At 47.2% G+C, this 11,613-nt stretch carries 10 protein-coding genes; 8 read left to right on the top strand and 2 right to left on the bottom strand.

Going from position 1 to position 11,613, the window contains the following annotated elements; all coding sequences use genetic code 11:
• From FC96_RS09795 to FC96_RS09775, 5 genes are all read left to right on the top strand, one after another.
• Nucleotides 1–2,825, top strand: a 2,825-nt coding sequence (locus FC96_RS09795) for a MiiA motif-containing surface protein (protein WP_156403212.1), incomplete at its 5' end; no start/stop codon positions are given.
• Nucleotides 2,826–2,976: 151 nt separating this feature from the next.
• Nucleotides 2,977–3,945: a glycosyltransferase family A protein gene (locus tag FC96_RS09790; RefSeq protein WP_056942865.1), complete on the top strand. Its 969-nt coding sequence runs from the start codon at nt 2,977–2,979 to the stop codon at nt 3,943–3,945.
• A 176-nt stretch (nt 3,946–4,121) separates the two neighbouring features.
• Nucleotides 4,122–4,436, top strand: a complete 315-nt coding sequence (locus FC96_RS09785) for a hypothetical protein (RefSeq protein WP_054661120.1) — start codon at nt 4,122–4,124, stop codon at nt 4,434–4,436.
• Between the two features lie 456 nt (nt 4,437–4,892).
• Nucleotides 4,893–6,887, top strand: coding sequence for a KxYKxGKxW signal peptide domain-containing protein (locus FC96_RS09780; protein ID WP_054661119.1), 1,995 nt, complete (start codon nt 4,893–4,895; stop codon nt 6,885–6,887).
• A gap of 747 nt (nt 6,888–7,634) precedes the next feature.
• On the top strand, nt 7,635–8,096 hold the full coding sequence (locus FC96_RS09775) for a universal stress protein (protein WP_056942864.1): 462 nt from the start codon (nt 7,635–7,637) through the stop codon (nt 8,094–8,096).
• A gap of 209 nt (nt 8,097–8,305) precedes the next feature.
• Here FC96_RS09775 and FC96_RS09770 read toward each other — a convergent pair whose 3' ends face one another.
• Nucleotides 8,306–8,491, bottom strand: coding sequence for a DUF6290 family protein (locus tag FC96_RS09770; RefSeq protein WP_056942863.1), 186 nt, complete (start codon nt 8,489–8,491; stop codon nt 8,306–8,308).
• Between the two features lie 230 nt (nt 8,492–8,721).
• Here FC96_RS09770 and FC96_RS12935 point away from each other — a divergent pair, with 230 nt between their 5' ends.
• From FC96_RS12935 to FC96_RS09760, 3 genes are all read left to right on the top strand, one after another.
• Entirely contained in the window at nt 8,722–8,898 is a 177-nt protein-coding gene (locus FC96_RS12935) for a hypothetical protein (RefSeq protein ID WP_156403211.1), read from the top strand.
• Between the two features lie 159 nt (nt 8,899–9,057).
• Nucleotides 9,058–10,044, top strand: coding sequence for a type II TA system antitoxin MqsA family protein (locus FC96_RS09765; protein ID WP_054661116.1), 987 nt, complete (start codon nt 9,058–9,060; stop codon nt 10,042–10,044).
• 44 nt (nt 10,045–10,088) lie between these two features.
• Nucleotides 10,089–10,400: a helix-turn-helix domain-containing protein gene (locus FC96_RS09760; RefSeq protein ID WP_056942862.1), complete on the top strand. Its 312-nt coding sequence runs from the start codon at nt 10,089–10,091 to the stop codon at nt 10,398–10,400.
• A 191-nt stretch (nt 10,401–10,591) separates the two neighbouring features.
• On the opposite strand, the gene FC96_RS09755 is transcribed toward FC96_RS09760, so the two are convergent.
• The gene (locus tag FC96_RS09755) at nt 10,592–11,575 is read right to left on the bottom strand and encodes an AAA family ATPase (protein ID WP_235804753.1); all 984 of its coding nucleotides are present in this window, start codon (nt 11,573–11,575) and stop codon (nt 10,592–10,594) included.
• Between the last annotated feature and the right edge of the window lie 38 nt (nt 11,576–11,613).

The raw sequence follows: 11,613 nt of genomic DNA, 5'->3' as shown, positions 1-11,613 counted from the left end.
CATTGACGATTCCTAAGGGTAAGGATGCCACGATCACTAGCCAAACTACTGACGAAGACGGCAACACTGTTCTGATCTTCGGTGACGGTTCTAAAGTCACGGTTGCCAAGGGCGACAAAGGCGACAAGGGTGATAAAGGTGAAGATGGTCAAACGCCTAAGGTTGAATTAGGCCAAGATGCTGATGGCAACCCAGTCTACAACTTCTACTACACCGATGAAGATGGCAACAAAGTCATTACTAGCACTGTTCCCGCACCTAAGGATGGTCAAACGCCATCAATTGATGAGTCGAAGACTGTAACTGACGCTGATGGTAACACCACCTACTTCTTCGTTTACCCAGATGGCAGTAACGCTGGTTCAATTACGGTTCACAACGGTAAAGATGGTAAGGATGCGCAGATCCCTGATATCACGGCAACCCCAAGTGATGACGGCAAGACGACGCACATTACCTTCACCTACACGAACCCAGATGGCTCAACGACCACTAAGACCATTGATGTTCAAAATGGTAAGGACGGTCAATCACCATCAATCGATCCTTCGAAGACGACGGTTGACGAAGACACGAATTCAACCACCTACTACTTCACTTACCCAGACGGCACGCCTGCTGGTTCCTTCACTGTTTACAACGGTAAGGATTCAACCATCTTGAACTCAACCACTGATGAAGATGGCAACACCGTTGTAACCTTCAACGATGGTAAGACGATTACCATTAAGAAGGGTAATGATGGCAAGGATGCTGAAATCACTGATCAGTATAATGACCAAGATGGCAACACGGTTATCGTCTTCAGCGATGGTAAGAAGGTCACTATTTCTAAGGGTGACAAAGGTGACAAGGGTGATACTGGCGAAGCCGGTCAGGATGCCACGATTACTGACACCACCACGGACAAAGATGGTAACACGGTCATTATCTTCGGTGATGGTTCAAAGGTCACTGTCGCTAAGGGTGACAAGGGTGATAAAGGCGATGATGGTCAAGATGCCACCATTACTGGAACTACGAAGGATGAAGACGGCAACGTCGTTATTACCTTCGGCGATGGTTCAACAGTCACGATCCCTAAGGGCGATAAAGGTGACAAAGGTGATAAGGGCGATCAAGGTGAACCTGGTCAAACACCGACTATCGAAGCTGGCCTAGATAAAGACGGCAACCTCGTTTACAACTACTACATCACTGATGATGAAGGTGGCAAGATCCTCGTCGGAACTGTTCCAGCACCTAAGGACGGTAAGGATGGTCAAACGCCGTCGATCGACCAAACTAAGACCACGGTTAACAAGGACACTGGGACAACCACTTACTACTTCACTTATCCAGATGGTACGCCGGCTGGCTCAATTACCGTTCAAAACGGTAAGGACGGCAAAGACGGTGAAGATGGTAAGGATGCGCCAATTCCAACGATCACGGCAACTCCAAGTGACGATGGTAAGACGACCAACATTACCTTCACTTACACCAACCCAGATGGGACGACCACGAGTCAAACAATCAACATCCCTAATGGTAAGGACGGTCAAACCCCTTCAATTGACTTGTCGAAGACGACAACTGACGAAGATGGCAACACCACTTACTACTTCACTTACCCAGATGGTAGTGAAGCCGGTCACTTCACCGTGAAGAACGGTAAAGATGGCGCCGACGGTAAGGATGGCGTTGATGGTAAAGACGGTGTTGACGGTAAAGATGGTCAAGACGGCAAAGACGGTCAAGATGGCAAAGATGGTAAGGACGGTACCGATGGCACCAACGGGACTACCGGCACTGGTGATATTAACATCGACAACAATAACACCAATGGCGATAACACCAACACCAACAACGTAAACGTTAACGGTGAAGGCACTGGTACTGATACCACAACCACTGAAACTACCAAGACGACTACGACGAACTCTGATGGTTCAACGACCACGAAGGAAACGACCAAGACGACCACGACTAAGAGCGATGGCGGCAAGGAAGTTACCGTCAATGTCAACGTTAAGATCGAAAATCCAGACGGCAATTCTACCGAAACGACGACTACAACCACGACTACGACGCCTGGTAAGGATGGTCAGACAACCACTACTACCACGACAACTGGTGAAGGTGGCAACGGTGGAAATGGTGGTAACGGTGGCAACAACACCAATACCAACACGAACACTAATACGAACATCAACAACAATGGTGGGAATACTGGCACAAATGGTGGTAACACGAACACTAACACCAACACCAATACACCAGGTAACGGTGGCAATACCACAACGACAACCACGACGCCAGGTAATGGCGGTGGTACGACAAATATCACTAATATTACCAACACCCCAGGTAACGGTGGTAACACCACTACTACCACGACGCCAGGTAATGGTGGCAATACTGTTAACATTACCAACACGCCGGGTAACGGTGGCAACACCACGACAACCACGATTACGCCAGGTAATGATGGTAACACCACCACGCCGGGTAACGGTGAAAATGGTGGTAACACTGGGACCAATCGTCAAGGTGAAGATGGCATTATCACCACTGGGTACGTTGTTTCTAACAACGGATCTGGTAACGGTGGCGCAGGGTCATCAACCATCGCCGGGGCGATGAGCAATGGCTCACAAACCGACTTGGTTAATGGCTTGAACAAGGCTACAAACGGCAAATTGCCACAAACTGACGACGCTAACAATTCTGCATTGGTTGTTGCCGGCATTGGTTTGACAGTAATGGAAGCCATGGTCGCATTCGGCGTTGCCCGTCGTCGTCGGAACCGGCGCGATAGCATCGAACACGAATCGTTGTACTAAGCTTTCATCTGATAGTCACTCGCAGCATCGTTGAGTGACAAACGAGAAGCTGTGTGTCGACATGAGTTCCGTGGCGGCATGCAGCTTTCTTGTTAGGAAAGGGGCGAAGCGCTCCTTTCCATACATAACTGAGTAGAAGGGGGAACTCACTTTGAATCCACATATTAGCATCATTATTGCCGTTAACGACGCGCGCGAGGACGACCTGGCGATGCCGTTATCATCCATTAATAACCAATTAGGCGTTGACTTCCGCGACATCGAGATCATTTTGGTCGATGGTGGCCGGTATCGGCTTACGGACTTGACCGCGTTTCGGTTATTTAAAAACATCCGGATCGACTACCAACAACCCGACAACGTTTTATCTTGGACCGAGTCCTTTGAATGGGGACTCAGCGTCGCCCACGGGGACTATGTCATGTTTATGGGACCTGACGGCTTGTTGAATCAGACGAGCGTTATCCAGACGTTCAATACCACGGCCGAGCAGAATCCTGATGCCGATGTGCTGACAGGGCTGGTGCTTGAACAAGACATCACTCGATCACGGCAGACCGAATACACGATCGGTGAGGAACTCACGACCGTGAGAGGACGCTGGCTTAAGCGCAGTTTTCTGAATCAGTTTGGGCTTCACTGGCAGGACAATGGCGAGTATGCCGACGAATTATATAGCCGGTTGGTTAACGCGTTTGCCCGCGTCGATGTATCAGTGAACGAGATTGCGTACGCTCGCTTTGTGAGTCGTGATGTTCGTGGTGAGGTACTGGCAACAGCTTCCAGAGAGATGACGGTGGGGTGGTTAACCATGATTGGTGACTATTTGACAGCGTTACAGCGGGTCGATCAAAAGACCTACGAAGACGAATTTGCGCGGGAATGTGTGCGGTATTATACCCAACAGCAGCGGGTACTGGAATCTGAACGCAAGCCGTTTGCGGCGGTCATGCAGGCGATTGTGGAACAAAACGCCAACGCTTGGCCCCGGGTGCAAGATTTTATCGCCCATGTGAAACTTCAGGATTCATCACCGGAAGCTCCTTGGAACGCGAACCCACAAGCGTTTGACCAGTATGTGAATTGGTTGAATCAGGTCGTTGTTGCAGCGCAGCAGTAACGTGGGTGACTGAATGGCCATTCAAGTGTGATTAGGAAATGCACGATATCCTTGGTCTAGTGGACCGGAATCGTGCGTTTTTAGTTGTTTAATCGACCACATAGCAAGGGAGAATCGAGTGCCATGGATAAACTTATTTCAATTATTATTCCGTTTCACGGCAACTTGCAACTTGGGTGGTTGCAAACCGGTATCAACTGGCCGTCATCAAGAAAAAGTTGCCAGAGCGGTATCATTCGGATTTTTGTTGGTACATCGCTGAATTAGCGCTGAGAATGCAGGTCACCCAATCTACGGACCTCGATCAGGCATTAGCCGAACAAAAGCAGTTGTTGCGGGAGAACCAGGTAATCTGGACGGGACTGTACACGGCTAAGGAACCGGTTCAGTTAGTGGCTCAAGACCTGATTGGCAAAACAGCCAAATATCATGGGTTGACAACGGCTGTGGTTCCACAATATCTGGAGATGATGAACGGGTTGCTACGCTAACCGGTTAAAGAAGCCTAGAAGTGTGTTCGATAGCTGGCCGAAAGCTGGGTAAATCAAGTAAGAACGTTACAGCCAGCGTGGTTGGCTTATTTGTTGGACAAGTAAACCTTTTTTTGAGGGATATTGTGATGTTTTAAAGTAACCGAGTGATATTAGGCTATTAAGCGACCAGCAACTGTTAGTAGGCTGAAAAAGTGATGTAAAGCATTCGTTTTTATAAAGCGCTTGTTCGTCGAACTGATTAGAAATTATAAATTATGATTGTTAAAGGATCGTGATAACAAGCCATCTATTATTTTGACGATAAGATAAATTTCTGTCAAAAAATTCATTATTTTTTAAATAAATTACATTGACACTATTAATAAAATGTACTATTTTTGTTGGTAGGGAGCCGTGCCAACAAAAGAGGCCCAATCTTTGGGAGAAATGCTCGAATAACAAGGAGGACTACATATGTCTAAGTATGTTGAAAAAGCGCACAATAAATTAATCAATGATTCGATTGAAAAGAAAGAACATCGCAAACTTTATAAATCAGGTAAGCAGTGGTTGATTGCAGGCATTATGGTGGCATCATTTGCTGGCACGTTATTAGGCGTTGGGCAGTTTACAGATGCTCATGCGGCGACGACTGTTGAGGCGCAGCGGACACAGACCGCACCAGTAGAGACGACACCAACTGATGCTAGTACTCAGGAGGCGCCGAGTTCGGATTCAAGTACAGAGTCTAGCGTAGCGTCAAGTGCCGCGTCGGGTTCAGCTTCGAGCGCAGAAAACAGTGCGGCCGGCTCGCAGTACACTGTTAACTATGTTGATGAAGATGAAAACAATACAGCGTCGGGAGCTGAGTCCAGTGCAGGTTCCAATGCAGGTTCCAGTGCAGGTTCTGGTGCTATATCAAGTGCGGGTTCCAGCGCCGCATCAAGCGCAGGTTCCAGCCAAGCAGCTTCATCTTATACGGTTAATTATGTTGATGACGAAGAAGACGATGCAGTACTTAGGTCGTATGTTATTAAGCCAACAGGATCAACCATAGGAGCTGATTATACTGCTACTTCTGCTGATGAGTCAGGTGCCATCGCAGACGATCTTGATATGACTATCTACGAATTAGACCCATCATTAGTGTCTGAAGATGGTGAAGATGGCTATGTGAATGGTCAACTAGAACGTATCGCAAGTCCTGAGCTTGGGAAGACGTATATTATTCAGCTCAAACATAAGCATAAGTCTGGAGAAGCTACAGTAACTCAAAAGGTCTTCTATCAGTATGAAGATGGTAGCCAGGCGGCAAAGCCTACTTCTACTACCGTTAATTTCACGACTGATACTGACCTAGTGCTGAAGGCTCAGGGTAAGGATTCGTACACTCGTCAAGATGGTAGCGTAATCCAACAAGTGACTTACACAAACGTTGATGGGCAAAAGGAATTCGCTGAAGTGACGGCACCGGTTATCAAAGGCGCGACTCCGGATAAGCAAAGTGTTCCGGCGGTCAGCACCAGTGATGAAAACGGGGTTCCTAAGGATAGTACCATCACTATTACCTATACGCTGAATCACGACACACCAGCTGATAATCCAGATAAACTTGATTTAACTGAAACGGTTACCGAAAACGTTGTCTATCAAGACGATAAGGGAAACCAAATCAGTCAAGATAACGGGGTCCAAAACATCACGTTCTACCGAACGGCAACCGCTAAGAATGACGGAAGTGGAGACTTTGACTATACGGCATGGACAACTGATCCAAGTGGTGTTTCTAAGTCTGATACTGATAAGACAGGTGTCTTCCAAGCCCTGACACCAGTGCTCTTGAATAAGGACGGTTACACCAGTAAGTACGTCAATACAACGGTTGATGATAAAGAAGTGGGCACCACTAACACAGACGTATCAGTTGCTGGCGACGCAAAGGTCGTGGTTCGGACCGTTCAACTGACGGCGATCCCGAAGACCACAGGGACTGGGACCTCAACCGGCACCGGGACTAGTACTGGTACCCCAATTGTGACAACGGGGACGCCGACCGATACCGAAACAACCACTGGTACTGGGACGCCAACCGGGACGGGAACGACCACCGGTACCGGCACCTCAACTGAGACGCCAATCGTCACGGAAACAGATACCAACACGCCAACGGGTCAGCAGACCGAAACACCGACCAACGGTAATACTGGTGAAGGCGGCAATGACGTGGTCGAAACTGGGACGGACGAAGCCGTAACCAATGGCACCAGCCAAGGCGGAACGACTTATACGTACCGTGACACGGCTACCCCAACTCAGGTAGGTACTGGAAGCGCAGCAATCACTGAAAGTGCTAAGTTGCCACAAACAGGTGAAGAGTCTAACGCCGGATTGCTTGGCCTTGGCCTTAGTTTGATTTCACTTGAAATCGTTGGTGCATACGGGTTAGCTCGGCGTCGACACGATGCTTAACACTTGGTTTAAGTAGAATTAAAGAATGAAAGGCACCATACTGAACCCCTAATGTTGACCAAGCATTAGGGGCTCAGTTTGTGAACTGCCTGATTTTTTAAAAATAACGAAAATTATGACAGCGTGAATGGCTTGTTTTTGCCTGATTATAATTTATTATAGAGAGTGTAGAGGGCTTAGCAGTCAGCGTGTGACGAGTTTTAATTCTGGTCAGGGGGAGCCGACCGGGACTGACTAGTGACGCGGGCTAAGTTTATGAGCCACCCATCGGTATTCAATGGTACCGATTGACCCGACGCTGAGCCGCTCGATACTATAGGGAGTATTTTGGAAACCGTTAACAGGTAACCGCATGTCAGTGTGTGACGGGCTCTAGCTCGTCGACTGTTTTAAAGTCTAGTAGGTGGTGGCAGATTGCAGGGAGGATGCCACACCGCCTACCGGACTCGTGTGTTGCGTGACCGTGATCACGGATACTTAGACGGACCAGGTGCGCTGCGTCCGTCGCTTCAACTCGCCAGTACCGTCGGGGGACTTACTGGAGTTTGTAGAAAACATAAAAAATGCACGATACCGTGGATCTGAAAAGACCGGTATCGTGCATTTTTTATAGTTTTAATTTGAAAAAATCTAGAATATTTCGAAAATTCTTCACACTTCTTTTACATCTGGCCTGTATATTAATCATTACAGGTTGGTTATGGCTACCTCCAGCACCAACCAAGTTAAAAAATGGGAGATGTTAGAATGAGTAATGGATTCGAATCGCAAGGCAACTACGGTTATTTAGCTGATAAGAAACAGATTGTGGTTGGGGTCGACGGCGGCCATCAGGCCAAGGGCGCCCTGGATAACGCGGTGAAGCTATCGCGGGCTGGCCAGATTCCCATCACACTGGTTCAAGTGGTGGACCCCGAGCTGACGAAGCACGTGGCCAATCCCCAATCATACTTAAAACATCTCACGGAAACGGTTGAGCAGGAGCTAAAGGCGTTGTGTGAACAATTACCAGCCGATATCAAGCATTCGTACCAGATGACCATCGGCGACCCGGTCAACACGTTAATTAGTTACTTGAAGGAGTCCACCAACTACCTGTTAGTGGCCCAGTCAAACGGTGGCGGGTACAACATTCAAAAGATCGGTCACGTAGCGAAGGCGTTAATGAGCAACGGTCACCGAAACTTGGAAACGGTCTTAACAATCTAGTGAGTTTTGACAACGTTAATGAAGTGCGCAAAGAAATTGCGTCCTGACGTCTTGCCCGGAGAGGCGACGTGGGACGCAATTTTTGGTTGTTCACTCAATTTCGAGCACATCGCGGTGAATCTAATCGGCATAGCGTATCCGTGGCTGAGATGGATGAGCGCTAATTTGGCAACTGGTGCTGCTTGAATTTCAGTGGTCGGTCAGTGTCATCAACGGTCAAGCCCCAGCCGCTGACGAATGGCAGCACTTGAGACTGTTTTGCCATGACTGGCTGTGAGGTTTGCATTGGCGTCGTTGTAGTCTACTTCATCTGTCATTCGGTCAAGCACAGCCTCGCGCATGTAGGTTGTAACAGAGACACCATGTAAGTCGGCAAGTTTTTTTGATTTTTTCATATTGATCGGCTGTAAAACGGAGAGAGGTCACGGTTGATTTGGTCATCTTGATCACCCTTTCTTTTCTTAAGATTATTATAGCGGGGTGCGGGCCCTGTTTGAAGTGGTTAGGTTTGATAATTGCACGCCAATGCGGTGGAGACTGCGTAGTTTCTTTTTGATAGCGAAATTCTTGCTACAAATTTGTAGCAATGCTATGCTAATTTTAGGAACTGGAGTGTAGAAAAGCCATGGGCCCAGCAAGCGATGCAACGATTCGCCGATTTCTACTGGAGTTCAAGAAATCCCTTAGGCGTGGTCAGTGGCACATTGTTCAACGGACGGTTGATTATGCTCGAATCACTGAAATGACGCCTAAAGCAATTAAAATTATCCTTTTGGGACTGACGCCCAACGCGACTACGTGAAGGGACCTGAGGAGGATAGGGATAGACCGGGTGAATATTTGTGGGTCTTCAATAAAAACGGTGAGAGTGTTAAGCCTTTGTATATAAAGCTAAAGCTCATGAATGGATGGGTGAAGGTTATTTCTTTTCACGAAACGATTTACGATTAGGGGAGATAACATGAAAACTGAAGTAAAGGTCATCAATGAAACCTATACGATTCGGGGGGAAGAAGTTCGCCTGTCTATTAAAGCTCGGATTGACGTGGATAGCGGCGAGCGCATGTTTGATGAAGAACTGGACAATGAGGCGGTTTCAAGGGCGTTTGATCAATACCGGCAGCGGCATGGCATGATTACTCCTGAACGGATTAAAGCCCTCCGACAGTCATTTGGACTGACTCAACGAGACTTTGCGGCATTGCTGGGGTGGAGTGCCACCACCATCGCAACCTATGAGACGGGTTCGCTGCCTTCGGTGGCTAATAATAAGCTATTATTAGCGCTTGAGAAGGATTCTGATATGGCTCAAACAATATATGAGTCTTCTAAACAGGCAATGACCGAGCAAGGCAAGGCAGCGTTTGAACAAAAGCTTGATCCGCCAAAAAGAGCCAACGCTACGAAGATGATTGAGCGCGGCATTAATGACCTATTTGCGGCCCGACGCTATTCAGAATTTTCTGGCTATCAGGCGTTTGACTTAAAGAAATTCTCTAATATGGTGTTGTTCTTTGTGAGCCATGTTTCGAAATTAACGAAGACTAAGCTGAACAAACTGTTATTCTACTCGGATTTCGAGTATTTTGGCCGGTATACCGTCTCGATAAGCGGGGTAGCGTATGCGCGCCTTCCCCATGGGCCAGCCCCGGATCAATTTGATTTACTATATGGCGCTATGGAGGGTGCTCAGCTCATGACCGGAAAAGAGAGTGAGTCGGGTCAGTATGACTGGTATTACGAGGCGGCTAACGTTGATTTTGATGCCGATCTTTTCTCGAAAGAGGAATTAGAGGTGATGGCGGTGACGTTGGCGCGCTTTAAAGACATGGACACCAAAGCAATATCGGCCTTTTCTCATGGGGAGGCGGCCTGGCGGAACAACGCGAATGGCCAATTGATTTCGTATGATGATGCCAGTTCGTTGTCCGTTTTGGCTGGTGAGTAGTGGGACCTGTTCCAAGCAAACCAATATGCAGGAGTTGATGACTGATGACCGAAAAAAAGAGTCAAATTATGCAGAGCGTCGACGATTATCAAGCCTTTCTAGCCGGTGATGAGTCAAAAGCGACGGTTGATATCGCTACGGTCAGACCGATACCTGATTTCTCGGCTGCTGAAATTAAGACAATTCGGCGCAAGAATCACATGACGCAGCAGATGCTAGCCCATACGTTACTGGTATCACCGCGAACGGTAGAAGCTTGGGAAATTGGTAAAACGCGGCCTAATGGTCCCTCTAAAGTGATTTTGTCGCTGCTTGATAAGGACCCAGACAAGTTTAAGGAGCTTATGGATAGCTGAGTGTGATGGACAGGGAGATTGCCGGTACTTTGCGGCGATAAGGCTGGCACATGTTAGACTACTAGCTTGTTATTTTTTATAAAAGAGGCGAAAACCGATTTTGGTTTTCGCCTTTTCTAGAGGTTCTAGTCATCGTTTAGCGTTGAAGTCCCAATTGATTCACCGGCTAGGGCAGTGACGGATTGATTATTTTAGGATTGAAGCTGCTGAAGAAGTTCCATGTAAGCGTCGTAGTCGGGGGCGGTGCCTCCTAAGTAATTGGACATGAAAATTTCGGCGCGGTTAATATCTTGACGGTCAGCAATATCAGAATATCGGTCGATGGCTATTTCGCTATCCTGACGGCGGGATACAAATATCTGGTCACCGCGGCTTAAGTCGTCAATTAAATCAGCATAGTGCGTGCTGAAAATTAAAACGGCGCGGTTCGGGTTAATTTTGGGATTCGTAAAATAAGCCATGAAGGTTCGAACAATTGCAAGGTTGAAATGGTTTTCCAATTCATCAATGAAAATGAGACCACCGGACCGCAAAGCAGCGACAATATACTGATACAGAGTGATCCCTTTGACGGTCCCAGAAGATAGGTAGTATTCAATGGTGGCAAAATTACTGTCGGTTATTTCCTTTTCGCTGTTATTGAATTTTAGCCGGTAAAAGGCCTGATTATCCTTATTTTCGATGTAAAGATAATCGATTGTCGGGTCAAGATAACGCAATAGTGCTTGAGAGATTTTGCTTTCCGAAGGGTTGATGAACGGCACATTTGTATTGGTAAACATTAACGTATCAAATATTGGTTGCGTCGTATACTCGTTTGAGGCGAAGACGGTGCGCATCAGCGAGTCGTCATCTGCTAGCAGACTCAACTGTAAATTATCCAATTGTTGCCGATCTATAAACACTTTTGCCGACGTAAAATCAAATAAGGCCTTTCGGCTCATATTTTGCGTTGCGTTTTTCTCAAGGATAATCTCTGAATCAACCGACCATTGGCCAGATTGATCAGCTTTTGGTTTTAAGACGATTTTGTCGAGATAAATAACATGATCACTACCATAAAAGTAGGTGTTGAATGAGATAGGTGTCGTGCCAATCAGCGTTTCCTTTAGGTGAGTTTGATCAATCGAGCGTTGGTGTAAAAGTAACGAAAGCATTCCCATCACTAGCTTCATTGACAATGTCTTTCCTGAAGCATTTCGGCCGATTAAAG

The organism is Secundilactobacillus kimchicus JCM 15530, assembly GCF_001433995.1.
In the GTDB taxonomy this organism is placed as follows: domain Bacteria; phylum Bacillota; class Bacilli; order Lactobacillales; family Lactobacillaceae; genus Secundilactobacillus; species Secundilactobacillus kimchicus.
This window is presented reverse-complemented; position numbering and strand designations above follow the sequence as displayed.